We start from the raw sequence: 25,840 nt of genomic DNA, 5'->3' as shown, positions 1-25,840 counted from the left end.
CGGCGTGCGTGCTGCGCCGCAGCCATCAACTGGCCTTCCTCGCGGGTGCAGGCATCACCCTTGTCAGGGTCACCGATTACGAAGATTTCCCCTGCCTTGAAGCCTTGCTCAAACGTCGGGTTAAGCCGCTGCAGCCGGGAGATTGGCAACGTGGCATCGTGCTCGGCCAATTGCAGTAGCACCTGTGCGAACGACATGCGCCGGGGTACCACGTAAAAGCCAGGCTCCAGGGTACCGGGCAACGCACTTACTACAGGTTGAGAGAAGCGTTCGAGGTAGACAGCGGTTGAGGGCTCGGCAAAGTGGGTGTTGCTACGCCCTGAAATTGAACGCAAGGGCGGAAATGCTTCACCCAACGGTGCGACCACCCGATTGCTGCCCGGTGGACAGCCACAGACTACCAGCGCACCGTCCATGGCCACCCGGCGGCCATCGGAAATGAAGTGGTCCACCCCTTCAGCGACCATCCCCTCCTGCCCGCAGAGAGGGCATGGCGTGGTGCGATCACCTTCGCGCAGCACCATTCGGCCCTCGTCAAGATACCCGGCGTCCGTCGCAATGCAGACAGCCCCCGTAGTGGTGACATCGCTATCTACTGCCTGACCTTTTCCCTCCAGACTGGTACGCATATGCAACTCCCTGTACATGGTTGAGGTTGAAAACCTAACATCAGCAAGGGAGACTCAAGTGGCTGGAGTCGAAATTCAGATGTTTCTTACAAAGTTGCTGAATTCACGTTTCAGCGGTTATCAGGAGATTTTTCTTAGTTCCTCGAATGGTTTTCCTACACTGCAAACTCCATTCATCTGGTTACTACTGATCACAGAAGCAAAGACCCCTACACAGTAGCCGTCGGCCACCACCCCGGGAACATCTGCTGTACCCGGGGTTCGGCGAAGCGCTCATCAATCAGCACCAGCACACCCCGGTCCTGGTCGCCACGGATCACCCGGCCTGCCGCCTGGATGACCTTGCGCACGCCCGGGTAGAGATAGGCGTAATCGAAACCCGCGCCAAACTCCCGCCCCAGCCGCTGCTTGAACTGCTCGTTGACCGGGTTGACCTGGGGCAGCCCGAGGGTGGCGACAAACGCACCGATCAGCCGCGTGCCCGGCAAGTCCACCCCCTCCCCGAATGCACCACCCAGCACCGCAAAGCCCACCCCACGGCCATCCGCTACAAAACGGTCGAGAAAGCCCTGGCGGGCCGCTTCGTCCATGCCCGGTTCCTGGATCCACATGGGTATCCGCGCATGCTGCTCGGCCAGCAGCCCGGCCACCTGTTGCAAGTACTCGAAACTGCTGAAGAATGCCAGGTAGTTACCCGGCATGCGCTCGTATTGCCGGGCAATCAGCTCGACGATCGGCGCCAGCGAAGCCTGGCGTTGCTGGTAGCGGGTGGATACCTGGCTGGCGATGCGCACTTCCAGTTGTTCGGCGCGGAACGGCGCCGCCACTTCCAGCCAGGCGGTATCGGCCGGCATGCCCAGCAGGTCGCGGTAGAAATGCCGTGGGCTGAGGGTGGCGGAAAACAGCGTCACACTGCGCGCCGCCTGCATGCGCGGCCCCAACAGCCGCGCCGGGGTGACATTGCGCAGGCACAAGGTGGCCAGCCGCTGCTTGCGCGGGCCCTGGCGCTGGCTGATGTCGAACAGGAAGTGCTCGTCGAACAGCTCGGCAACCCGGCAGAACTGCAACGCCTGGTAGAAGAACTGCAGCACCTGCGGGTCCATTTGCGCAGGCGTCTGGTTCATCTGCTCCTGGATCAGCCCGATGCATTGCTGCAGGGCGCGCAGCAAAGCGTCTGGCAGCGACTCGCTGGCCTGGTACGGCGCACGCTGTTCCTTGTAAAGGGCATTCCATTGGCGGTTCAGCCGGTCCAGCGCACTGACCAGCCCGTGCGGTTTGCTCTGGCGCAGGGCCTGCAACTGGCCCTGGTCGAGGCTGGCGCTGTACATGCCGCGCCCGCGCTCGACCAGGTTGTGCGCCTCGTCCACCAGCACCGCGACCCGCCACTGATTGGCCTGGGTCAGGCCGAACAGCAAGGCATGGCCATCGAAGTAGTAGTTGTAATCCGCCACCAGCACGTCTACCCAGCGCGCCATCTCCTGGCCCAGGTAATACGGGCACACCTGGTGCGCCAGGGCCACGTCGCGCAGCTGGGCGCGGTCGAGCAAGGGCAACGCTGCCGCCGCCTCTCGCGCCGCCGGCAGGCGGTCGTAAAAGCCTGCGGCCAAGGGGCAGGATTCGCCATGGCAGGCCTTGTCGGGGTGCTCGCAGGCTTTGTCGCGGGCGATCAGCTCCAGCGTGCGCAAGGCCGGCTGCGGCGTGGCGCTGGTGATCTGGTGCATGGCATCGAGTGCCAGGGCCCGGCCCGGGGTCTTGGCCGTGAGAAAGAACAGCTTGTCCAGCTGCTGCGGCACCATGGCCTTGAGCAGGGGGAACAAGGTACCGAGGGTTTTACCAATTCCGGTGCTGGCCTGGGCCATCAGGCAACGGCCGGTACTCACCGCCTTGTACAGGGTTTCCGCCAGTTGTCGCTGGCCTTGGCGGAACGCCGGATAGGGGAAGCCCAGCGCTTGCAGGCCCCGGTTACGCTCGGCCAGGCGCTGCTCCTGCCCTTGTGCCCAAGCCAGAAAGCGTTGGCACTGGGTTGCGAAGAAGACCTGCAGTTCGGCAGCCGTGCAGTGTTCACTGATCAGCGTCTGGCGATCGTTGTCCACGTCCAGGTACACCAGCGCCACCTCGATGGCCGGTAGTTGCCGTGCCTGGCACATCAACCAGCCATAGACCTTCGCCTGTGCCCAGTGCAGCTGGCGATGGTTGGCCGGCTGGCGCGACAGGTCGCCACGGTAGGTCTTGATCTCTTCCAGGCGGTTGCAGGCGGGGTCATAACCATCGGCGCGGCCACGCACCGTCAGGGTTGCGAATTGGCCTTCGAGGGTAATTTCCGACTCATAGCCTGCAGCGCGTCGTGCCACCACCCGCCGATGCCCCTCGATCCCCTCCTGGGCGGTGGGTGATGGGGTAAAGCGCAGGTCCAGGTCGCCGACCTTGGCGCTGAACTCGCACAAGGCACGTACCGCTACGCTGTAGCTCACGGCGTTTCGCTCCAGCGCACATGGCACACTGCGACGGGCAGGTCGTGGGCCCGGCAGAACTCCAGCCAGCGCAGCTGGTTGTCCTGCAGGCGGTCGCCGGGGCCCTTGACCTCGACCATGCGGTAGCGGCCCTGTTCGGGCCAGAACTGGATCAGGTCGGGCATGCCAGCGCGGTTGTTGCGGATGTCCTGCAACAGGCGCAGGAAGCACTGTTTCAAATGGGCCGCCGGCAGGCAGGCCAAGGCTTGCTCAAGCAATTCTTCACTGAGCATGGACCAGAACACGAACGGCGATTGCAGGCCTTGCTTGGCGGCGTAGCAGTCAACAATCGCCCGGTGATGGCTGCCATCGTCGAGCCGCCCCAGGCAACGTTCGAACAGCGCACTGCGGCGTTGCTGGAAGTCGCTGTCGTGCAGGTCCTGCGGGGCGGCCTGGAACGGGTTGAAGAACGCGCCAGGTACCGGGGCGAAGATCGCCTCCCAGCACAGCAAGCCGAACAGGCTGTTGAACAGCGTGTTCTCCACGTAATGCACTGGCCCATCGGCTTCGGCCAGATGCTGGCGGACCGCCTCCTCCACGCCCAGCGCTGCCTGCTCCCGGGGCAACTCCAGTTCGATCAACTCCAGGGGTGCGACACGCTGGCGCCGCTGTGGCGGACCACCAAGCTTGCGGGCCAGGCGTGGCAACATGCGTTCCAGCGCTTGCACTTCCAGGGCGTTGGCCGGTGCCGCCGCCAGTTGCAGCGCCAGCGCATGGGCCTGGGGCCACTGCTCGCTGCGCTCCAGCACCCGCACCTGACGGATGCGCGCCTGGGCATGGCTGCACTGCGTGTAGACCGCCATGGCCTGCGCCCAGTCGCCCAGGCGTTCGCATTGCTGGCCCAGGGCGAATTGCAGGCGCGCATGGCGCCGCGCCAGCCACGGGTTGTCGCTGCGCAGGCCCTGCATGGCAGCCAGGATCGACAGTGGGTCGTCGCCCTGCTCCAGGCGCTCGGCGCATTGGTGCAAGGCCATGGCCAGGTCGACCTCGGCGCGTTGCTGCAGGGCACGCGAATCGGCGCTGAACGGCACCTGTTCGTAGCGCAACAAGCCGAGGTCGGCGAGGACGAAGTCCGACCAGTCCTGGTACAGGTTGCCGAAAAACAGCAGGCGCATGCGATCGCACAGGGGTTGCAGGCACCACTGGAGGATGCGCATGCCGCTGTCCGGGAACCACTCGGCCAATGACCGGGCTTGCAGGCCCAACGGCTTCAGTTGTGCAAACAGGTCATGCTTGGCGGCGCGAGGCCGGCTCAGGTGCGGGGCAAAACAGCGGGCAAGTTCGTCCTTGCGCAGCAAGGCGAACAGTTGCTCCAGCGCCAGTTGCACGGGTTCCCGCACCCAGCCGAGGGCCAGCAACGGCTGCAGGGCCCGCCCGGTATCGCCGATTTCTGCATAGTCGAGGCGATCGCTGCGAAACAGCTCGCCTTTGCGCATGACCATGCGCACCATCAGGGCCTGTGCCGGGACGTCCAGTTGGCTGAAGGTGCGGATGAACGCGAGTTCCTGATCATCGAGCAGGTCCTCGTAGCGTTGCTCGACCCACAGCAGCACCTGACGGAAATTGTGCAGGTAGTAGAACGGGTCGTCGACGGAATGGGCAATCACGGGATGGGGTCAGGCGGCTGGAATAAACACTGGTTATACATACAGACCAGTATACCTGGCAAGTGCCGTGGGTCGTGCCACGATCAACGATCGGCTCGGGGGCTGCTTTGCCGCACGATCGCGACGCCAGGCCCACAGAACTGCACATAGCTCATTGAATTAGCAGGGACCCTGTGGGAGCGGCGTTAGCCGCGAACACCGGCGCAGCCGGTGCCATGCACTGCGTTGGATTGTTCGCGGCTAAAGCCGCTCCACAGGGGACGAGCGACGGATTGCCACACAACCCCGGCAGTTCAAGGTGTAACCCCGACGGGCCGGCCGCAGCGCAGTTCCAACGCTTGGGCCAGGCGCTCTACCGCCTGTTGCAGTTCACCCGGGTGATCACCCAGCCACACCAACGCCAGGTACTGCTGGTAGCGCCCCTGCAGGCTGAACTGCTCGCCCGGCAGTGCATGCAGTGCTGACCCAGCCAGCGCTTCAGCAATACCCTCCCACGGCAGCGGCTGGCGAAAGCGCACCCACAGTGTCCGCCCACCCTCCGGCATTTCCAGCGCCACCCGCTGGCCGAACTGCCGCTGCAGCGCACGCGCCAGGCATTGCATACGCTTTTGCAGGTCCGTGCGCAGCCGCACCAGTTGCACCTCGATCTCGCCTTTGCCCAGCATGTGCGCCAGCGCTTGCAGGCGCAGCGGTGCAAGCCGAAATGCACGTTCAGCGAACGCCCTGGCCAGTACGGCATCATGGCCCAGCAAGTAGGCATAGGGTGCCTCGCCCCCCACCGCGGCATCGAACGCCCCCATCACCAATAACCAGCGGGGGTCGACCCAATCGCGCAGGCGCGTACTCGGCGGTCCGCTGTAACAGTGTTCACTGTCCAGGTCGTTTTCCAGCAACCATACCGGGTGCTGGCCAAGCAGCTGGCCAAGCTGCTGTTGGTAGTGCAGTGAAACCAGCCGCCCCTGTGGCATGCCAAGGCACGACGGCATGACCAGCATGCACACCGGCTCGCTACCCAGCAAGCGGGCCAGGGCCCGCATATCCGGGTTGCCGCGGGTATCCAGCGGCACCTCCAGAACACGCATGCCGACACGTGCCAACGCGTGCAACACCTGCCAGCAACAGGGCGATTGCACCAGCACGGCCCCCCCTTGCAGGGCCAGCGCCGTCAGCAACGTCTCCAGCAACGCCTGCACATCAGGGGCCAGCTGAACGTCCTCGGCACACCAGTACTGGTTGGAGGAGCGGGTATAGCGCTCGGCGATGGCATTGCGCAGGCGGGCGTTGCCGGGCATTTCCCAAGGGGCAACACTGTGCATGCGTTGACGTGCCAGACGCCGCTCATGGGTGAACAGGGCCCGCTCCAGCATCGGCTGTGCCGGCAAGGGTGGCTGCCGGGGCATGGCCGCAGCTTCCCCTTTGCCAGCGCCCTGTACGTAATAGCCCGACCTCGGCAGGCACTGCACGCGGCCCTCTTCCTCCAACAGGCTGTAGGCACTCTGCACGGTGGCCAATGATACCCGCAGCCGCCGGGCCAACACGCGCAGCGACGGTAAACGGCATGGGCCACCGCCCGGCGCCTGGTCGATCAAGGCTTCCAGGTAGCGATAGACCTTGCGATAGGCGAAATCACCGGGGCCCGATTGCTCCATCAAGGCAGCCCCGCCTGACCACGCCGCCGACCCGACGCCCGTCGCGGCAGCAACCTCAGCTGTACATCGCGGCGGGCCAGGTGGCTCATCAGGCGCCAGGCGGCCAGCGGCAGACGCCCGTCATAGATCATCCGCAGTTGCCCCAGCGGCAGGCCACTGGTGTTCACCAGCCAGTTTTTCACCGCATCCGGGCAGGGTTTACCCTGCAAGGCCCGATGCAGGTAAGGTAGCGCCACCAGCATGTCGGCATGCCGGCATTGCAGAAAACGCTCGAGGTTCTTCCCCTGCCTGGCGAACGGGCTGAACAGCAGACACACCTGTTGGATCTGGTTGATGCCGTAGGCCTTGCCGAGCTGCAGTTGATGCACATCACGCCGCTTGATGCCTTCCGGCTGGCCAGCCAGCCGCAATGCCGGGCGACTGGCCTGCGGCTCGAGACTGCGTGCGCGCAGTTCTTGCAACTGCGCCAGGGCCAACGGCTCGACGAATGCGGCCAATGGCCAGGCATCCTGGGCAGCCTCGAAGCAACAACCGAGCATGAGGTCGAGTTGCTGCTCTTCGAGCAACGGCGGCAGCAGGTCATCAATGGCAATTACCCGCACCGGCGCAGCCGCCGATGTCGGCCCCGCCACGGCCCCCAGCGCTACCCCGACGCTGCTGTTCAGTCGACTCAGCCCATGGGCCAGCGCCGCCAGGCATTGATGCACCATATGCGGACCACGCTCCCCTGCCAGGCGCAGGCTGCGCCGGGCCCAGGCCAGGTACTGGCGGCGCTGGCACGCGGGGATGGCGGTGATCAATACATCCGCTGGTGCCTGTGCCTGCAGCGCAAACCCCATGGCACCCGCCAATTCCAGGTGCAGGCGGCTACCTAGCAGTGCTTCGGGCCTGGCATCGACCAGGTGACCGAACATCAGCATGGCGTCCTTCGCCGACAGCCAGCGCTCGGTCGAGGCAGAGGGGTGCCGGCTGAACGGTATCACTTCACGCCCCTCGACCATCTGTAGTTGCACCCGCGGGTCATCCTGCATGAACAGCGCACTGAAGCTGCGCTCATGGCCTTCGAGCGTAGCGCTGCCGGCCACGGGCAGGCTGACCACCAGCACCCGCAACTGGAAGGTTACCGGTGCACGCAGGGCGATACTCAATTGCGCGGCACGGAGCATGGCCAGCAGCCGCGCGCTGCGGCGATCGTTGCCTTGCAGCACCAGCAAGCGGAAGGTGCCGATGTATTCGGGCCCGCCTGCAGCAACCAGCAGCCGTTGTATCAGCAACTGCAAGGAAGCCCGCTGCGCTTGTGACATATGACTGAGCAAACGCTCGAGTACTTGCTGGTAGATATAGTGCATTGCCTGGTCGTGAATAGCAGTCACGAAATCACCTCGTCAACTTCATGCAGCCAGCGCACGTTGAACAGAAGACCTGAACATCAACATACCCTGAGCTTGGCCAGAAGAAATTCCCTACAACTAAATGGAAGTAATGACGTAACCAGTCACTGTCGCCATGCCATCGAGAAAAACGCCTCGCTGCGACGCCCCGCCGCTGCCATATGCCGCCCTGGCTCGGGCATAGCCATGCTCATTTCACGCTCCTTGCGCAAACCATCATTGAGCCATTATCGAGGGATACAAGGCGAATAGAAGATACAGATCAGGGTAAAAAAACCATTCAGCCGAAGTGAGAAAACACATTGACCACCAGGCAAAAACAGTTCAAGCCAAAAAACTTGGCGAAATATTTCCACGAGCCACGAAGTAATCGTTTTAAATGTAGTCCGCCTCGTTCTTTATTGTAGGAACTTTCTTTTAAATACATCAATAATTCTGTACCGGGCACAAAAAACCCGGGACTGTGCCCGGGTTTCCCAATAATGCAAACAGCCGTCAGTGTTGCGCCATGTCCAGCACCACACGCCCGCCACACGGGCATTGATCCATGTAGCGATGCGCCTCTACCACCTGCTCGAACGGGTACACCTTGATGATCTGCGGTGTCAGCAACTGGTCGGCGGTGAACTGGTTGATATCGCGCAGGGCGCGCTGCAGAGCCACCTGGTCCTGACTGATGCCCAGTTCCGGCTTGCCGGTGAAGTTGCCGATGCAATGCACATGGAACTGGATGTTCTTCTGGAACGCCGCGCAGGCCGGGAACGGCGTCTGATTGCCGCCTTGCAGGCCATACAGCACCAGGCTGCCACGCGGTGCCAGGACATCACCCAGCAGCGACATCTGCGGCCCGCCCATGCCATCGAGGACCATGTCCACGCCACGGCCATCGGTGTACTTGCCAATCTGCAGCAGCAAGTCCTGCTCTTCGGTGACAATCACCTTGTCGGCGCCCAGGCCCAGCAGGTACTCACGCTGTTCCACCTCCTTGGTGGCGGCGAACACCGTCAGCCCCAGGGCCTTGCCCAGTTGCACGAAGGCCGGGCCCGCGCAGTGGCTGGCATCGGTGACCAGCGCGGTCTGCCCGGCTTTGGCCCGGGCCAGGTCGACATAGGCGAAATAGGCGATCAGCAGCGGCGTGTAGTGCACGCTGGCCTCGATCGGGGTGAGCACATCCGGATAGCGGGTAATGGCCGTACGCGGCAGCACGATGACATCGCCATACACGGGGTGGTCGTTGGCACTGGTGGCCGGGAAGCTGGCAACCCGGTCGCCCACTGCAATATCCTCGACCCCTTCGCCGACCGCGGTCACCACCCCGGCCATCTCGTGGCCGATCCCCGCCGGCAGGCGTGCCTGGGACGGTGCCAGGTTCTGGCGCCAGAGCACGTCATACCAGCTGACGCCAACCGCCTCGACGCGGATCTGTACCTCGTCGGCTGCGGGTGACTGTTCGGCCTGCTCCTCGCAACGGAGCACATCGGCAGCGCCGAACTTGTGGAAACGGATCATGCGGGACATCGCATACCTCGCCTTTGTGAACCTCTAATTACCACGGACTTTATCCGGGCTTTGCCGGTTAGACCATCAGTGGTCATTAATAGTCGACATGCCTGTCATCGATTGGGCACCTGACTTTCCATGCGATTGGTCCCTCTAAACCCGTGCAGGGTACCAGCCTTTGGCCTTAAGATTCACCTCTGCCCCACTTTAGGCGAAGCGCACCGATGAATCGAAACGACCTGCGTCGCGTAGACCTCAACCTGCTGATCGTGTTCGAAACCCTGATGCACGAGCGCAGCGTGACCCGCGCCGCGGAAAAACTGTTCCTCGGCCAGCCCGCCATCAGCGCGGCCCTGTCGCGCCTGCGCAACCTGTTCGACGACCCGCTGTTCGTGCGCACCGGCCGCAGCATGGAGCCCTCGGCCCGGGCCCATGAAATCTTCGCCCTGCTGTCCCCGGCGCTGGACTCGATTTCCACCGCCGTCAGCCGCGCCGCCGAATTCGACCCGGCCACCAGCAATGCGGTGTTCCGTATCGGTCTGTCGGACGATGCCGAATTCGCCCTGCTGCCGCAGTTGCTCAAGCGCATCCGCGCCGAAGCGCCTGGTATCGTGCTGGTGGTGCGCCGGGTCAATTACCTGCTGATGCCGACGCTGCTGACCTCGGGCGAGATCTCGGTGGGGGTCAGCTACACCAGCGAACTACCAGCCAACGCCAAGCGCAAGGTGCTGCGCCGCAGCATGCCGAAACTGCTGCGAGCCGACAGCGTGCCCGGCACCATCACCCTGGACGACTTCTGCGCGCGCCCGCATGCGCTGGTATCGTTTGCCGGCGACCTGTCAGGGTTCATCGACGAGGCCCTGGAGGAGATTGGCCGCAAACGCCATGTGGTGCTGGCGGTACCGCAGTTCAACGGGCTGGGGAGCTTGCTGGCGGGCACCGACATTGTCGCCACGGTGCCGGACTACACGGCAGACGCGCTGACCGCGGCGGGTGGGTTGCGGGCCGAGGATCTACCGTTGGAGGTGCGCAGTTTCGAGTTGCACATGGCCTGGCGCGGGGCGCAGGACAATGACCCGGCAGAGCGCTGGTTGCGGTCGCGGATACAGATGTTCTTTGGCGATCCGGATAGCCTGTGAGCGACTTCCACTAAATTCCAATAAACCCATTAAATTCAGCTATATAGGAGAACTTTCGGTCCGTTACCATCCACCGTATTCCACTCATTTCCAACGTACCTGGGGGGGTATCGTTTGGGGTACTTTTCATTTTTCTGCAAAACGATACCCCCAGATTATGCCAACCCATCCCGCACCGGCTTTCCGGCGAAAACTCAGCGATGCCTTCCTGCGCAGCGTGACCGAACCCGGCAAGTACGCCGACGGCGAAGTCCCCGGCCTGTACTTGCAGATCCAGACCTCGCTCAAGTCGCACAAACCGGCCTCCACCTACTGGTGGATGAAGTACCGCTTACACGGCAAAGAAAACGTGTACGCGCCAGGCATATGCGGACGGATAAGGCTTTGTTGCGCACCCCAGTCTTCGACCGGCGCCAGCTGGCGAAGGCGTCCTTACCCAGGACGCCCGACGGGCACCTACCAAAGCTTGACCGTGTAATCCACGTTGATCCGCAACTCGTTGTCGTCCCGGTGCGAAGCGCCGGGTAGGAAGTCGTTGCGATACCAAGCGTGGCGCAGACGCAGTGCCACGCCCTTGAACATCCCCTGCTGCACGGCATACGACAGCTCGACATCCTTCTCGCTCTCGCTTAGACCACCGGGACCGAAGCGAGCAAGCTCGATGTTGTCGCCGCGCACGTAACGCAGCATGCCCTTGAGCCCAGGCAGGCCGAACGGGGCAAAGTCCTGATCGAACTTGACCTGCCAGCTGCGCTCCTTGGGGTTGATGAACTCGGAGCTGAGCGTGCCCTCTGTGATCACCAGCGGTTCGGTGCCGTACAGATAGGGCATCGCGGTGTCGCCATCAAGCTGCATGTAACCGACGCCCAGGCTGTGGCTGGCCCAGGCGTAGGTGAGCATCAGCGCGATGTTGCGGTTGTCGACCGGGCCGGCCTTGGCGGCGCCGTTCTCGCCGGCGACGAACAGGCGGAAATCACTCTTCAGGCGGCCCCCGCCGAGCAGGCGGTCGTCGACCAAACCGAAGTAGTCCTTGCGATACAATTGGTCCAGCTCTGCGTGGTAGTAGCGCAGGGTCGAGGTGTCGGACCAGGCGTAGTCGCCGCCGAGGAAGGTGAAGCGATCGGAGGTGGCCGCGCCGTTGAAGCGGCCATTCGGGGCGGCGACACTCATCTTCTGGTAGTCAGTGGAATCGCGCAGGTTGATACGGTCGAGCCAGCCGGCATGCAGACTCAGGCGGTCGATGTCGCTGGAACGCAGGTAGGCGCCGCGGAAGGTCTGCGGCAGCAGCCGGGTCGGGCTTGCGAAGGCGATAGGCAGGAGGGTGCTGATGGTGCCGCCTTGCAGCTCGGTGTGCGAGATGCGCATCTTGCCGGTCAGGCCCAGTTCGGAATAGTTATCGGCAGGTTCGCGGGTGACCGGATCGTAGGGCAACAGGCCGGTGCCGGCGCGGTCAGGCGAGGAATCGAGCTTGACCCCGAGCATGCCCTTGGCGTCCAGGCCGAAACCCACTGGCCCCTCGGTGAAACCGGAGCTTACGTTGAGAATGAAACCCTGGGCCCATTCGCGGGCAGCCGCTTGCGGGGTCGGGCCCACATAGTTGCGGTCGAAGTAGTAGTTGCGCAGCACCAACTCGGCATGGCTGTCGTCGATGAAGCCAGCGGCGTGGGAGGAGTTGGCGCAGAGCAGGCCGATGGCCAGGGCCAGGCAGGTTGTTGGGGCCTTGTGCATGGTCACGTCACGTTCTTGTAGTTGTAGGGTGCCCTGCCACGTGAGCAGCAGGGGAGCAAGCAAGGTTGAACGGCAGGCGGGGTCAGTCCGGGCGACGACCGATCAGGCGGAACAGCGCCAGGGCGGCGATTACCACCCCCGGTGCCGAAGCCATCAGCACCCCGGCCGAACCAGCCCCGAGGGCGAGCATCTGCCCGGCCACCAGCGGGCCGCTCATGGCCCCCAGGCGCCCGACCGCCACCGCTGCGCCTACGCCGGTGGCGCGCACGCGGACCGGGTAGAAGTGCGGCGCCAGGGCATACAGCACGCCCTGCCCGCCGGTGGCGAAGAAGCCGGCGAAGAAACCGGCGACGAGCATCGTCGCCAGCGCGCTGGCCAGCCCCAGGCCCGCCAGGGCGGCGAGCAAGCCGACGTACACCAGGGCGGCGGTTACCCAGGCCGGCAGGCGCTCGAGCACCTGGCCGAGGATAAGCGTGCCGATGGCCGCGCCGATCTGCAGGGCGAACATCACCCAGCTGGCGTCATGGCTGCTGAAGCCCTGCCCGACCAGCAGGCTCGGCAGCCAGTTGATCAGGATGTACACCACCATCAGGGTGAAGAAGTAGCTCAGCCACAGTAGCCAGGTGGCACTTTGGCCAAACAGCTCGCGGCGCAGGCTCGGCGCGTCCTCGGCGGTGCTACGGAACTGGCCCGACTCAGGCAGGAACAGCGCCAGCAACGGCAGGATCAGCAACGGCCCGGCGCCGCCGACATGGAACACCCGCTGCCATTCGCCGCTGTAGCCGGCGATGCCGATACCGGCAGCCAGTGCCGCACCGAGTGGCACGCCGCAGTACATCAAGCTGACGGCGCTGCCGCGCAGGCGAACGCCGGCAGCTTCGCTGGTCAGGGCGATCAGGTTGGGCAATGCGGCGCCCAGCCCGACGCCGGTGAGCAGCCGCGCCAGCAGCAGACTCGGCAGGCTCCAGGCGTGTGCCGTGGCCAGGGAGAACAGACCGAACAATGCGACCGAGCCGATGAGGATGCGCTTGCGGCCGAAACGGTCAGCCAGCCAGCCGCCGACCAGTGCGCCGGGCAACAAACCGAGAATACCGGCACTGAAGACCCAGCCCATTTGCAGTTTGTCCAAGCCGAAGGCATTGGCCATGCCAGGCGCGGCGATGCCCGCGGCCTGCAGATCGAGCCCTTCGAGCAGAGCGACGAGGAAACACAGGCCGATGGTGACGGCCACGCGAGGCGGGTTGTTGGCAGAAGTCATGAATTCACCCATGTTGTTTTTGTGTTGGGTTGGGTTGGGGGCACCAGGCCCCCGGTAGGGTCATCAGCGTTTGAGCAGGTCCAGCGCCACGTCCACGATCATGTCTTCCTGACCACCCACCATACGCCGCTTGCCCAGCTCGACGAGAATGTCCACCGCCTTGATGCCGTAGCGGGCAGCCGCGACCTCGGCATGACGCAGGAAGCTCGAATAGACACCGGCATAACCCAGCGCCAGGGTTTCCCGGTCTACCCGCACCGGTCGATCCTGCAGCGGACGCACCAGGTCGTCGGCGGCGTCCATCAGCGCGTACAGGTCGGTGCCGTGGTTCCAGCCGAGCTTGTCGGCAGCGGCAATGAACACCTCCAACGGCGCGTTGCCGGCACCGGCGCCCATGCCGGCGAGGCTGGCGTCGATGCGGTCGCAGCCCTCCTCCACCGCGGCGATGGAGTTGGCCACGCCCAGGCTGAGGTTGTGGTGGGCATGGATACCGGTCGCGGTCGCCGGGTCGAGCACGGCCTTCACCGCACGGAAGCGCGCACGGATGTCATCCATGTTCATCGCCCCGCCCGAGTCCACCACGTAGATGCAGGTGGCGCCGTAGCCCTCCATCAGCTTGGCCTGCTGCGCCAGTCCTTCAGGCGTTTGCATGTGGCTCATCATCAGGAAGCCCACGGTGTCCATGCCCAGCTCGCGGGCATACTCGATGTGCTGGCGCGAAACATCCGCTTCGGTGCAATGGGTGGCCACGCGCACGATGCGAGCACCGGCGTCGTAGGCGTTCTTGAGGTCGTGGATGGTGCCGATCCCTGGCAGCAGCAGCGTGGCGATCTTGGCGTGGCTGACCGAGTCGGCGGCTGCTTCTATCCATTCGAGGTCGGTGTGGGCACCGAAGCCGTAGTTGAAGCTCGAACCCTGCAGGCCATCGCCGTGGGCGACTTCGATGGAGTCGACCTTGGCCCGGTCCAGGGCGGTGGCAATGGCACGCACGTCATCGAGCGAATACTGGTGGCGGATGGCGTGCATGCCATCGCGCAGGGTCACATCGGAGATGTAGAGTTTCTTGCCGTTCATGCCAAGGCCCCCATTGCTTGCGCCATGCGCTCGGCGGTGGCCAGCGCGGCGGAGGTCATGATGTCGAGATTGCCGGCGTAGGCCGGCAGGTAATGGGCCGCGCCTTCGACTTCGAGGAACACGGAGGTCTTGAGGCCGGTGAAGGTCCCCTGCCCCGGCAGCTTGAGGTCGCGCACTTCTTCAAACTGCACTTGCTGCTTGAGCCGGTAGCCCGGCACGTAGGCCTGAACCGCAGCGGCCATTTCCTCAATGCTCGCCGCGATCCGCTGCTGATCGGCGGCCTCGCTCAGCACGTACACCGTGTCGCGCATCATCAGCGGCGGCTCTGCGGGGTTCATGATAATAATCGCCTTGCCCTTGGTCGCGCCGCCGATCACCTCGATGGCCTTGCTGGTGGTCTCGGTGAACTCGTCGATGTTGGCGCGGGTGCCGGGGCCGGCGGACTTGCTGGCGATCGAGGCGACAATCTCGGCGTAGTGCACCTTGGCCACGCGCGACACCGCCGCGACCATCGGGATGGTGGCCTGGCCACCGCAGGTGACCATGTTGACGTTGGTCGCCTGCTGGTGTTGCTCGAGGTTGACCACGGGCACACAGTAGGGGCCGATGGCCGCCGGGGTCAGGTCGATCATGCGCAGATCGGCCTTGTGCTGGCGCAGGAAGGCGTCGTTCTTCACATGGGCGCCCGCACTGGTGGCGTCGAAGACGAAATCGATGTCCTTGAACACCGGCAGGCGGGTCAGCCCCTCCACGCCTTCGTGGGTGGTAGCCACGCCCATGCGGGCCGCGCGGGCCAGGCCGTCGGAAGCCGGGTCGATGCCGACCATCGCAGCCATTTCCAGGTGCTTGGCGTTGCGCAGGATCTTGATCATCAGGTCGGTGCCGATGTTGCCGGAACCAATGATGGCGACTTTGCGTTTGTGGCTCATGGGGTTCTCCGTCATTCGCCGCTGAAGGTCACGCCGACGCGGCCCAGGCCGTCGATCTCGGCTTCGAAATGGTCGCCCGGCGCCACCGTCACCATCGGCCCGAGGGCACCGGTGAGGATGATGTCGCCCGCCCGCAGCGGTTCGCCCAGGCGGGCCATGGTGCGGGCCAGCCACACCGCAGCGTTGAGCGGGTGGCCGAGGCATTCGGCGCCGCTGCCACTGGACACCAGCTCGCCATTGCGGGTCATGCGCATGGCCGCGCCGCGCAGGTCGAGGTCGTGCAGTTGGCGGGCCGGGCCGCCGAGCACGAAGCTGCCGCTGGAGGCGTTGTCGGCCACGGTGTCGGCAAAGCGGATGTTCCAGCCCTGGATGCGGCTGCCGACGATTTCCAGTGCCGGCAAGGCATAGGCCGTGGCGCCGATCACATCGGCGAAGGTGGTCTGGGCACTGGGCAGGTCATGGGCCAGTACCAGGGCGATCTCGGCCTCGATCTTTGGCTGCATCACGCTCGCAAAAGGCACGGTTTCGTTGTCCCCGTAGCACATGTCGGCGAACAGGCTGCCGAAGTCGGGCTGGTCGACACCCAGCTGTGCCTGCACCTTGGGGTTGGTCAGGCCGATCTTGCGGCCGACCAGGCGACGCCCGTCAGCCAGGGCATGGGCAACGTTCAAGCGCTGGATGGCGTAGGCCGCCTCGGCATTTACCGCGCCGATGACGTCCCGCAGCGGGACAATGGCCTCACCCTGCTGCTGGGCACGGCGCAAGTCGGTAGCCAAGCGCTCGAGGGTTTGCGAATCGATGGTCATGGGGTGTACCTCAAATCAGTGCTGGAGGAAGTCCAGTACAAGGCGGTTGAAGGTCTCGGCGTGCTCCCACTGGGCCCAGTGGCCGCAGTTGTTGAACACGTGCAATTCGCAATTGGCGATGCCGGCGATCAGGCGCAGGCCGACGTCCATCGGCACGAAGCGGTCGTTGCGGCCCCAGACCACCAGGGTCTTGGCCTTGATTTCGCCCAGACGGGCAGTGAAGTCGGGGAATTGCTTGGGATTGGCGGCCAGGCTGGCGACGAAATTGTCGAGGTGATCGCGACGGCTGAGCATGTTGTCCAGGCGGGTCTGGAACAGCGCCTCGGTGAGGTCGCTGGGGTCGTAGACGAAGACGTTCATCATCTTCTTCAGGTTGTCGATGGTGGGCTCGCGATACAGGCCGTTGATCAGCTTGATGCCCTCGGTAGGCATCGGCACGAACGGGCTGGCGCCACCGGTGCCACCGCCCATCAACACCAGTTTGCCGACCCGTTCGGGATAGCTCAGGGTAAAGGCCACGGCGCTGTGGCCGCCCATGGAGTTGCCGAGGATATGCACCCGCTCCAGGCCCAGCACGTCGAGCAGGCCCTTTAGTGCGGTGGCGTTGAGGTCCGAGCGCGAGCCACGGCAGACGATCGGGTCGCTCTTGCTCCAGCCTGGGCAGTCCATCAGCACCACGCGGTAGCCGGCGGCCAACAGCGGCTCGATGTTGCGATTGAAGTTGGCCCAGCCACTGGCACCCGGACCGGAGCCATGCAGCATGACCACGGTCTCGGCACCTTCACCAAGGTCGTTGTAGTGCACTTGCAGGTCAAGTTCGCCTTCCCGGATATAAGCAAATCGGCTGCTATCAGCTTCGTTGATGGAGCTGCGGGTCATGAGGGGGTTCCTCCGTTCATCAAGTAATGGAATGGGCGCTGAGCGAGCCGAAACCGGCAATCCATTCGGGAATGGGTCGGTAATAGCGTGCGCTGGCCCGGTAGTTGCCGAACGCAGTGATCGCGGCAAAGGCCGCCACCCAGGTTTTGATCTCGTGGGTGGACTTGCCTGCCAGGGCCGACAGCTCGGGATTGGCCAGCGCGTCGAGTTCGGCGAAGCGCCGCTGCTCCAGCAGATCGAGAAAATGGTTGTCCCAGATGGGGTTGAGCGGGTGCAGAGTGTTCTGGTCGCGCACAAAACCCTCGGCTGCGCTGATCACGCGTTGCTGGCGGGCATGGCGCTCATTGGTCGGCAGATCACGACCACTGCCCATCAGACGGTCAGCCATGCGGGCATCGGCATGTGCCAGCTCCGGCACCGGAGGCTGGTGCGACAGCCCGCCGGAGCCCAGAAACAGCACGCGTTTGCCCGTGCTGCGGGCGAAGCGGCCGATGGCCTCGCCGAGCAGGCGGGCGCGGGCAAAACTGGGCAACGGCACTGCCACACTATTGATGAACACCGGAATCACAGGCTTCTCGGTCAGACCGCCGAGCAGCAGTTCAAGGGGTTGGGCGAAGCCGTGATCGATCTGCATGCGGTAGGAAACGGCAGCGTCCACTCCCGCGTCCAACACTGCGTTGGCACAAGCCTCCGCGAGGTCGCGGGGCACATCAAGCGGGCCCGCGGCGCTCTGGAAGTCGCCGATGGCGGTGGCGCTCATACCGATACAGAACGCCGGCATCACGTCATAGAAGAACCCGTTGTAGTGGTCCGGCGCGAACAGAAAAACCAGCTCAGGATCAAACGCGGCGATGCGTGAACGCGCGTCACCGATCACCTGGTCGACCTCCGCCAAAACAGCTTGCGCCGGGTCGACATAGCCCACCAACGGGGTATGGGACAGGCAGTGCAGGTAGGCGCTCATCTTACGCCACCTTCGATGCCAGGGGCGCCTGCGCGCCTGACTGCGGCTGGGCAGCCAAGGCGCGCAGCAGGGTATCGCTGGCCTGACCGATGGTTTGCGGGATGGCCACCACGCCGACGAACCGGTCCGGGCGCAACAGCGCGATGGATACCGGGTAGCGACCGAACCATTGCTTAAGGCGGCCCGTGCAGTCGCCCACGCGAATCACCCCGTCTGGCACTTCGCGACCGGCCTTGAGTTGCACGTCCGGCACCACCTGGATGAAGCAGGCCCCCAACGCACGCCAGGCTTGCTCCTGGGCGGCACTCAAGCCCCAGAGCGGATCGTTGCCCCAGGCGATGAAGGCGAATTTGCTGCCGATGACGTCGTCGAGCAGGCGGGTTTCGCCCGATTCGGTGAGCACCTTGGGCTGGATGAACATGCGTCCGACCGGTGAGGCCTTGCTGTTTTCCTGCGCCACCAGCGCACCCTTGGTGTACTGCGGCATGGGCTTGAAGCGCATTTCCAGGAAGTAGCGCTTGACTGCCGGCAGGTAGTTCAGCGCCCACGAAATACCGTCGCGCAGTGCGCCCTGCCAGCGCTTGGGCGGCGCCAGTACATGGCCGGCGAGCACCGACAGGTCGATCATCGCCTTGGCGTGGTCACGGCGCTCCTGCTCGTAGGTGTCGAGCAGCGCTTCGCCGGCCAGGCCCTTGACCACCAGGGCCAGCTTCCAGCCCAGGTTGCTGGCGTCACGCATGCCGCTGTTGTAGCCCTGGCCTTGCCACACCGGCATGATGTGCGCGGCGTCGCCGGCCAGTAGCACTCGCTTAACCCGGAAGCGGCCGGCCAGGCGGGCGTTGTGGGTGTAGACGCGCTTGCGGATCAGCTCGACGCGATCCGGATCTGGCAGCACCTTGGCCAGCAGCTTGCGCATGTTCTCGGGCTTGCCCAGTTCTTCTTCAGTCTCCCCTGGCATCACCATGAACTCGAAACGCCGCACACCGTGGGGCAGTGCCGCCGAGACGTACGGCCGCACCGGATCACAGCACAGGTATACGTTGGGCGTGCCGAGCGGGTCGTTGGCGATGTCGATGACGATCCACTGGTTGGGCGCGGTCTTACCTTCGAAGGAGATGTCCAGGGCACGGCGGATCAGGCTGTTGCCACCGTCACACGCCACTAGGTAGCGGCCGCGCACGGTTTCCTGGCGGCCTTCGGGGCCATTCATGCGCAGGCTGACGCCCTGCTCGTCCTGCTGGAACTCCACCACATCGCGTGAAAACAGGGTGCGCACATTGGCGAAGCGTTCCAAGCCCCGATGCAGTACGGCATCGACCTGCGGCTGGATGAAGGCGTTGCGCCGCGACCAGCCAAACTCATCGGTGGTCGGCTGGATATCAGCGAAGCAGCGGCCCTTAGGGGTTAAGAAGCGCATGGCGTGCCAGGGCGTGGTGTGCGGCAGGACCTGCTCGACCAGGCCGATAGCCTGCACGGTACGCAGCGACTCGTCATCGATACCGATGGCGCGGGGGTAGTCGATCAGCTGGTCGAGTTTCTCGATCTGCAGCACCTGCAACTCGGCCTGCCCGAGATAGTTGGCGATGGCTAGCCCGACGGGACCTGCGCCGATGATCACGACGTCTGCGGTGTAGTCGGCCTGGATGTTATCTGAATGCGGCTTGTTCATTGTTGTAATCCTCGACACTGCCCACGGCGCCCCGGAAAGTTTCCAGGCAAGCCGCGACCGTCCTCGCGCATGCAGGCGCAAGGGGGATGAACGGGCGTTTTGACTGGTACGGGGTCTAGCGGAATGTCGCTACGCTTCGAAAGGCGAAGGCGCAGGCATTGGATACAGGTATGGGTAGCGAGAGCAGGCAGGCATGGCGCATGGTGTGTTCCCCTGTCAGGGCGTTTGTAGTTGTTGCAGCGAGTATAGGAACGCGGTGGTTTGCACTACAATGAAAAACCGCCTTGCTGTGCACTAAGTGCACTTCATTGTTTTATAAGGATTTTCTGTGAACAAAAACCGAGATTCCGATTACAAGACGGTGCGCGGGCTGAGCCGTGGCCTGGCCCTGCTCAACGCCCTGAACCGCTTGGACGGGGGCGCCAGCCCGACACGCCTTGCCGAAATCACCGGATTACACCGCACAACCGTTCGGCGCCTGCTTGAGACCTTGCAGGACGAAGGCTACGTGCGCCGTAGCGAATCTGACGACAGTTTTCGCTTGGTCCTCAAGGTGCGTGAGCTTAGCGAGGGTTTCCGCGACGAACAGTGGATTTCCGCCATCGCCGCGCCGTTGCTCGGGGGCCTGCTTCAGCGCGTGGTCTGGCCGACGGATATAAGCACGCTGGAAGTGGACGAAATGGTGGTGCGCGAGACTACGCACCGCTTCAGCCGCCTGTCGTTCCACCGCTCAATGGTCGGTCGCCGCCTGCCAGTGCTGCAGACCGCCACGGGGCTCACCTACCTGGCATTCTGCGGCGAGGCGGAACGCGAGCAGATCCTGGCGCTGCTAGCCACCCGCGACGACCCCGAATGCCGCCTGGCTCGCGACCGCGTCGCACTCGATAACATACTGCGCAAAGTTGCACATCGGGGTTATGGCGAAAACTATATGGGCTGGAATCGCGAAGCCAATATCGCGTCCATTGCAGTACCACTATATGACGAAACACAGCGATTACTCGGCTGCGTAAGCCTTATTTATATTGCCAAGGCAATGAGTATTGAACAGGCTGTTGGTCGTTACCTACCAGCATTGCAGGAATTTGCGCTAAATGTACAGCGAGATCTCGGCATGCAAAGTCGCGTCTCAACAGCTCAACCGTAACGCTCGCCGAGCGAAGAATGTCTGAGAAATATGAGGTAGCCGCTGCCAGGGTGGCCGACGTTCTTGACCGACCGGTTGAAGGTACACCCTCTGGCTCTGGTTGGCACCGATTTGGGCATGGGCGCAGCGTCGCACGCCGTGCTGACGGTGTTCGCCCAGAGCATGATGGGAACCGTTCAAACCGCCTACCCTGCCACGCTGTCACAGGCGTAATCCTTGAAAACTAACCACCCGATCCCATGGAAGCACTATACATGCCTATCGACTTCAGACCCGCTCAAGCCTCGGACGCGCGCGATATTGCGCGCTTCTTTCAACTGACATCGGAGGGCATGGCCGATTACATATGGAGCAAGCTCGCCGCACCTGGAGAAGCATTGCTGAGTGTCGGTGCGTCTCGCTATGCCAGGGAACAGGGCGACTTTTCCTACAAGAACTGCCTGATGGCCACTTTCGAAGGGCGCGTCATCGGCATGATGCATAGCTATGCCTTGCGCGCGACCCCTGACAGGCCTGTCGAGACCGACCCGATCCTCGCGCCTTATTCCGACATGGAAATACCCGATACCTTGTACATATCCAGCCTGGCCCTGGATGAGGCCTGGCGCAGCCAGGGGCTGGGCGTCCAGTTTCTTCGCCACGCCCAGCAGCGCGCGGAGGACTCTGGCCTGGATGGGCTATGCCTGATCGATTATGCAGAAAACCACGGTGCCCGCCGCTTCTACGAACGCCACGGTTTTCAAATTGTTAAAACCTGCCAGATCGTTCCGCACCCGATGCTGGGCGTAACCGGTGAAGCCTATTTGATGTATCGCCCTATCCACAACGTGCTCGAGAAACAACCATGAACAAGAAACTGACCGTGTTCCGCGAACTGGATATCCAACCGGTGCGCGACCTTCCCTTTTTTGAAGAAGTCGTGGAAGGCACCCCTCACACGCTGACGTCCAAGTACTATCACGATGAACAGCAAGGTCGCATTTCCGGAGAATGGGAAGCCAGCACCGGAGCGTGGCGCATCGACTACAAAGTTTGGGAGTTCTGCCATGTCCTGAGTGGGTCCTGCGTCATCGAGCTTGAGGGTTGCGCCCCGGTCACACTGGCCGCTGGCGACACGTTCATTATCGAACCGGGCGCCAAGGGTAAATGGACCGTGCTGGAAGACATGAAAAAGAACTTCGTGATCCTCTTGCCCGCGAACTAGGCACGGGGTTGCGTTTCATCGAGCGTAGCGCAATGACGGAGGGGCTGAACGAGAATGGCCAGCCCCACGGGTGCTGCCGATCTGATGACTTGTCCTTCATTCGTATCGGGGACGCTAGTGACCCTGCGGGCTATCCCTGAAAAGCAGAAAGCCGGCATTTTTTTAAAATGCCGGCTTTTTCGTTCAGTTTCAGCGGTCAACCTGCTTTGGCGCACAGGCATGGCCACTCCCGACACAACAAAATCAGCCACAAAATTGGGCAGGGCTACATATTCGTTCTAGGTTTACTGTCGCAGGAAGAACAACAACAAGCGGAGAACGACGCCATGAACCGAGCCCTTCGCCTGGCATTGGCCAGCACCTTGTTTGCTGTCTGTGCTGCTGCTCAGGCCGCACCGACCTTCATCAACATCCTCACCGGCGGTACCAGCGGTGTCTATTACCCTGTAGGGGTAGGCATTTCACAGGTCTACAGCCATGGTATCGAGGGTAGCAAGACCTCGGTGCAAGCCACAAAAGCCTCGGTAGAGAACCTCAATCTGCTGCAAGCCGGTCGAGGGGAGCTGGCATTCGCGCTTGGGGACTCAGTGGCCGATGCCTGGAAGGGAGATGCAGAGGCAGGTTTCAAAACCCCCTTGAAGAAACTCCGCGCCATCGCCGGTACCTATCCCAACTACATCCAGATCGTCGCCAGCAAGGAGTCGGGGATCAAATCCCTGGCGGACCTCAAAGGTAAGCGCGTCTCGGTCGGAGCGCCCAAGTCCGGCACGGAACTGAATGCCCGAGCAATCTTCAAGGCCGCGGGGCTTGGCTACCAGGACATGGGCAAAGTCGAATACCTGCCCTATGCGGAGTCGGTCGAGCTGATCAAGAACCGTCAACTCGACGCCACGCTCCAATCCTCGGGGCTCGGTCAAGCGGCTATCCGTGACCTGGCCGCGACGTTGCCAGTCGTGTTCGTCCCTATCCCGGCCGATGTCGTCAGCAAAATCGGCAACAACGCCTACCAGCCAGCCACCATTCCTGCCAATACCTATGACGGCCAGGATACGGACGTATCAACTGCAGCCATCACCAATATCCTGGTCACTCGTGCCGATATCAGTGATGCCCTGGCCTATCAGATGACCAAGCTGATCTTCGAAAACCTTCCACGCCTGGTCACTGCCCACGCAGCTGCGAAAGATATCCAGGCGGATAATGCCGCCAGGAACCTGCCCATTCCGCTGCATCCAGGGGCAGAAAGGTACTTCAAGGAGAAACACCTGCTCCCCTGATGACATTCTCAAGCAATGGAGCAGCGCATGATTGATACCCCACAAGGTCTTCACGCTAACACCGATCGCTGGCCTACGACCCTTTTTGCCGTGGCGCTGGCCTTTTCGGTTTTCCAGATCGCCACGGCAGCCTTCCCGCTGATTTCCACCCAAGTACTGCGTGCGGTACACGTGGGGTTCCTGTTGCTGGTGGTGTACCTGAGCTATGCGGCCGTTGGCCACCAGCGGCCGTGGCAACCGCTTGCCTGGCTGCTGGGCCTTGCGGGAATGGCGACAGCCGCCTACCAGTGGTACTTCGAAGGGGATCTGATTCAACGCTCCGGTGAGCTGACCACCAGTGACCTGGCCGTGGGCCTGCTGCTGATTGGCCTGGTCTTCGAAGCAGCGCGACGGGTAATGGGCATAGCATTACCCTTCATTTGCGCGCTGTTTCTGGCCTACGGCTTGCTTGGCCAATACTTGCCCGGCGAACTTGCGCATCGAGGCTACGGTCTTGACCAGATCGTCAATCAGTTGGCATTCGGCACCGAGGGGCTGTATGGCACGCCGACCTATGTCTCAGCCACCTATATTTACCTGTTCATCCTGTTCGGTGCCTTTCTTGAACAAGCAGGCATGATTCGTCTGTTCACCGATTTCGCCATGGGGCTGTTCGGCCATCGCAGCGGCGGGCCAGCCAAGGTCGCTGTGTTCTCCTCGGCACTGATGGGTACCATTACCGGCTCCGGGGTGGCCAACGTAGTCACCACCGGGCAGTTCACCATTCCGCTGATGAAGCGCTTCGGCTACAAACCCGCATTTGCCGGTGGCGTCGAGGCGACCTCCAGCATGGGCAGCCAGTTGATGCCGCCAGTGATGGGCGCGGTGGCTTTCATCATGGCCGAGACGATCAACGTGCCCTACGCCGAGGTAGCGAAGGCCGCGCTCATCCCGGCGTTGCTGTACTTCGGCTCGGTCTACTGGATGGTTCACCTGGAGGCTCAACGCAGCCGTCTGCATGGTTTGCCTCGCGAGCAATGCCCCAGTGCCTGGGACGCGTTGCGACAACGTTGGTTTCTGCTCGTACCGCTGATGGTCCTGGTCGCGCTGTTGTTCTCTGGGCGAACGCCTTTGTACTCGGGAATGGTCGGCCTGGCCCTGACCGCCATCGTCATCCTTGGCTCGGCCATCATCCTGCGCGCGCCCCAAACCTGGCTGCGCGCAGCCTTCTGGGTTGCGCTGGGGATACTTTGTTCGGGTTTCTTCCGCATGGGGATCGGTGTGATCCTGCTGGTCATAGCCGGTTTGGCCACTGTGTGCTGCTTCGTCCAGGGCGGCCGCGCCACCCTGCGCGCATGCGTCATGGCCCTCGCGGAGGGTGCCCGCCATGCGGTGCCGGTGGGTATTGCTTGTGCACTGGTCGGCGTCATTATCGGCATCATCTCGCTGACCGGCCTGGCCACCACGTTTGCCGGATACATCCTTGACCTCGGGCGGGACAACCTGTTCCTCTCGCTGGTATTGACCATGCTCACCTGCCTGGTGCTGGGGATGGGCATTCCGACCATCCCCAACTACATCATCACCAGCTCCATTGCCGCCCCGGCCCTGCTGGAGCTCGGGGTCCCGCTGATCGTCTCGCACATGTTCGTGTTCTATTTCGGCATCCTTGCCGACTTGACGCCGCCAGTGGCCTTGGCGTGCTTTGCCGCTGCCCCGATTGCCAAGGAAAAGGGTCTGTTGATCAGCTTCTGGGCAGTGCGCATTGCCTTGGCCGGCTTCGTGGTACCGTTCATGGCGGTGTATGACCCGGCATTGATGATGCAAGGCGAAAGCATAGGCGCCACGCTGTACATGCTGATCAAGGCCGTGTTCGCAGTAGCCCTGTGGGGATGTGCGTCGATTGGGCATTTGCGTGCCCCCATGCCCTGGTGGGAGCGCTTGTTGGCGTTCGCCGCTGGCGTGTCGCTGATACTTGCCGTGCCCATCAGCGATGAGGCCGGTTTTGCTTTGGGTACGGCAGTGCTGTGCTGGCACTATTGGCGAAGTCGGCCAGCCTCTGGACAGCCCGCATGACCAGCCTTTGCCTTGGGCTGGCGGGAGTCGTCTGGGCCAGCCTGCCATTGCACGACTTTACCCTGGCCTGGCACCACAGTATCGAAAAGGTCCGCTGGGAAGAGGACTATCGAGTGACCCCGGTCGGCCTGGTACTGGTAGAGGCCCGGGTCAAAGGCAGCGGGGCCGGGATGGAGATTCCGGACGGCGCTCGACTGCGCGATGGGGCCTGGCACTACCATCGCCATCTCCCTCCGCTACAGCCCTTGCATGCCGGGCGCACACCCGAGGCCGGTGATTACTTGATATGCTCGACAGGCCGGTGCCAGCCGCTGTCCTATTGGCTGGGACCGCCGAGCGAACGTCTTGCTGCTGTAGACTTCTGGTCCTGTGAAAATCCGCCCCTGGACAGTAGACAGACCGCCCTGCCCTGACGCCGCCAGGGC

The 25,840-nt window shown here is 63.1% G+C and carries 21 protein-coding genes; 7 read left to right on the top strand and 14 right to left on the bottom strand.

Going from position 1 to position 25,840, the window contains the following annotated elements; genetic code table 11:
* From FQ664_RS14185 to FQ664_RS14155, 6 genes are all read right to left on the bottom strand, one after another.
* A partial coding sequence (locus tag FQ664_RS14185) for a PAAR domain-containing protein (protein ID WP_144172670.1) occupies positions 1 to 629 on the bottom strand: 629 nt, incomplete at its 3' end.
* Between the two features lie 209 nt (positions 630 to 838).
* Positions 839 to 3,100 carry an ATP-dependent DNA helicase gene (locus FQ664_RS14180; RefSeq protein WP_144172668.1) on the bottom strand — a complete coding sequence of 754 codons (2,262 nt, stop codon included), beginning with the start codon at positions 3,098 to 3,100 and terminating at the stop codon, positions 839 to 841.
* The gene (locus tag FQ664_RS14175; protein ID WP_144172667.1) at positions 3,097 to 4,746 is read right to left on the bottom strand and encodes a VRR-NUC domain-containing protein; all 1,650 of its coding nucleotides are present in this window, start codon (positions 4,744 to 4,746) and stop codon (positions 3,097 to 3,099) included. The genes FQ664_RS14180 and FQ664_RS14175 overlap by 4 nt, the downstream gene beginning before the upstream one ends.
* A gap of 293 nt (positions 4,747 to 5,039) precedes the next feature.
* Positions 5,040 to 6,395, bottom strand: coding sequence for a GntR family transcriptional regulator (locus tag FQ664_RS14170; protein ID WP_144172675.1), 1,356 nt, complete (start codon positions 6,393 to 6,395; stop codon positions 5,040 to 5,042).
* Positions 6,395 to 7,768, bottom strand: a complete 1,374-nt coding sequence (locus FQ664_RS14165) for a hypothetical protein (RefSeq protein WP_144172666.1) — start codon at positions 7,766 to 7,768, stop codon at positions 6,395 to 6,397. The genes FQ664_RS14170 and FQ664_RS14165 overlap by 1 nt, the downstream gene beginning before the upstream one ends.
* 513 nt (positions 7,769 to 8,281) lie before the next feature.
* Complete coding sequence (locus tag FQ664_RS14155; RefSeq protein ID WP_144172664.1) at positions 8,282 to 9,304, bottom strand: zinc-dependent alcohol dehydrogenase family protein; 1,023 nt, start codon at positions 9,302 to 9,304, stop codon at positions 8,282 to 8,284.
* A 206-nt stretch (positions 9,305 to 9,510) separates the two neighbouring features.
* Here FQ664_RS14155 and FQ664_RS14150 point away from each other — a divergent pair, with 206 nt between their 5' ends.
* A complete protein-coding gene (locus tag FQ664_RS14150) occupies positions 9,511 to 10,425 on the top strand; it encodes a LysR family transcriptional regulator (protein WP_144172663.1) in 915 nt (304 codons plus the stop codon).
* 456 nt (positions 10,426 to 10,881) lie between these two features.
* On the opposite strand, the gene FQ664_RS14140 is transcribed toward FQ664_RS14150, so the two are convergent.
* From FQ664_RS14140 to FQ664_RS14105, 8 genes are all read right to left on the bottom strand, one after another.
* Entirely contained in the window at positions 10,882 to 12,153 is a 1,272-nt protein-coding gene (locus tag FQ664_RS14140) for an OprD family porin (protein ID WP_144172674.1), read from the bottom strand.
* 82 nt (positions 12,154 to 12,235) lie between these two features.
* On the bottom strand, positions 12,236 to 13,411 hold the full coding sequence (mhpT, locus tag FQ664_RS14135; protein WP_144172662.1) for a 3-(3-hydroxy-phenyl)propionate transporter MhpT: 1,176 nt from the start codon (positions 13,409 to 13,411) through the stop codon (positions 12,236 to 12,238).
* Positions 13,412 to 13,474: 63 nt separating this feature from the next.
* Positions 13,475 to 14,485, bottom strand: a complete 1,011-nt coding sequence (mhpE, locus tag FQ664_RS14130) for a 4-hydroxy-2-oxovalerate aldolase (protein ID WP_144172661.1) — start codon at positions 14,483 to 14,485, stop codon at positions 13,475 to 13,477.
* Positions 14,482 to 15,414 carry an acetaldehyde dehydrogenase (acetylating) gene (locus FQ664_RS14125; protein WP_144172659.1) on the bottom strand — a complete coding sequence of 311 codons (933 nt, stop codon included), beginning with the start codon at positions 15,412 to 15,414 and terminating at the stop codon, positions 14,482 to 14,484. The genes mhpE and FQ664_RS14125 overlap by 4 nt, the downstream gene beginning before the upstream one ends.
* Before the next feature lie 11 nt (positions 15,415 to 15,425).
* Entirely contained in the window at positions 15,426 to 16,220 is a 795-nt protein-coding gene (gene mhpD / locus FQ664_RS14120) for a 2-keto-4-pentenoate hydratase (protein ID WP_144172658.1), read from the bottom strand.
* Between the two features lie 15 nt (positions 16,221 to 16,235).
* Positions 16,236 to 17,099, bottom strand: coding sequence for an alpha/beta fold hydrolase (locus tag FQ664_RS14115; RefSeq protein WP_144172657.1), 864 nt, complete (start codon positions 17,097 to 17,099; stop codon positions 16,236 to 16,238).
* A 19-nt stretch (positions 17,100 to 17,118) separates the two neighbouring features.
* The gene (mhpB, locus tag FQ664_RS14110) at positions 17,119 to 18,063 is read right to left on the bottom strand and encodes a 3-carboxyethylcatechol 2,3-dioxygenase (protein WP_144172656.1); all 945 of its coding nucleotides are present in this window, start codon (positions 18,061 to 18,063) and stop codon (positions 17,119 to 17,121) included.
* Position 18,064: 1 nt separating this feature from the next.
* Entirely contained in the window at positions 18,065 to 19,732 is a 1,668-nt protein-coding gene (locus FQ664_RS14105) for a bifunctional 3-(3-hydroxy-phenyl)propionate/3-hydroxycinnamic acid hydroxylase (RefSeq protein WP_144172655.1), read from the bottom strand.
* 328 nt (positions 19,733 to 20,060) lie between these two features.
* Between FQ664_RS14105 and FQ664_RS14100 the strand changes: the two genes are divergently transcribed.
* The 6 genes from FQ664_RS14100 (at position 20,061) to FQ664_RS14070 (ending at position 25,828) form a co-directional block, all read left to right on the top strand.
* Positions 20,061 to 20,879 carry a DNA-binding transcriptional regulator gene (locus tag FQ664_RS14100; RefSeq protein WP_144172654.1) on the top strand — a complete coding sequence of 273 codons (819 nt, stop codon included), beginning with the start codon at positions 20,061 to 20,063 and terminating at the stop codon, positions 20,877 to 20,879.
* Positions 20,880 to 21,133: 254 nt separating this feature from the next.
* On the top strand, positions 21,134 to 21,727 hold the full coding sequence (locus FQ664_RS14095; protein ID WP_256675957.1) for a GNAT family N-acetyltransferase: 594 nt from the start codon (positions 21,134 to 21,136) through the stop codon (positions 21,725 to 21,727).
* Positions 21,724 to 22,083 (top strand): cupin domain-containing protein, encoded by a 360-nt coding sequence (locus FQ664_RS14090; RefSeq protein WP_144172652.1) that lies wholly within the window; start codon positions 21,724 to 21,726, stop codon positions 22,081 to 22,083. The genes FQ664_RS14095 and FQ664_RS14090 overlap by 4 nt, the downstream gene beginning before the upstream one ends.
* 326 nt (positions 22,084 to 22,409) lie before the next feature.
* Positions 22,410 to 23,360 carry a TAXI family TRAP transporter solute-binding subunit gene (locus tag FQ664_RS14080; protein WP_144172649.1) on the top strand — a complete coding sequence of 317 codons (951 nt, stop codon included), beginning with the start codon at positions 22,410 to 22,412 and terminating at the stop codon, positions 23,358 to 23,360.
* Between the two features lie 27 nt (positions 23,361 to 23,387).
* Positions 23,388 to 25,415 (top strand): TRAP transporter permease, encoded by a 2,028-nt coding sequence (locus FQ664_RS14075; protein WP_144172648.1) that lies wholly within the window; start codon positions 23,388 to 23,390, stop codon positions 25,413 to 25,415.
* Positions 25,412 to 25,828, top strand: coding sequence for a DUF1850 domain-containing protein (locus FQ664_RS14070; protein WP_144172647.1), 417 nt, complete (start codon positions 25,412 to 25,414; stop codon positions 25,826 to 25,828). Before FQ664_RS14075 ends, FQ664_RS14070 begins: the two co-directional genes overlap by 4 nt.
* Positions 25,829 to 25,840 lie beyond the last annotated feature (12 nt).

The organism is Pseudomonas persica (assembly GCF_900291015.1).
GTDB lineage: Bacteria > Pseudomonadota > Gammaproteobacteria > Pseudomonadales > Pseudomonadaceae > Aquipseudomonas.
This window is presented reverse-complemented; position numbering and strand designations above follow the sequence as displayed.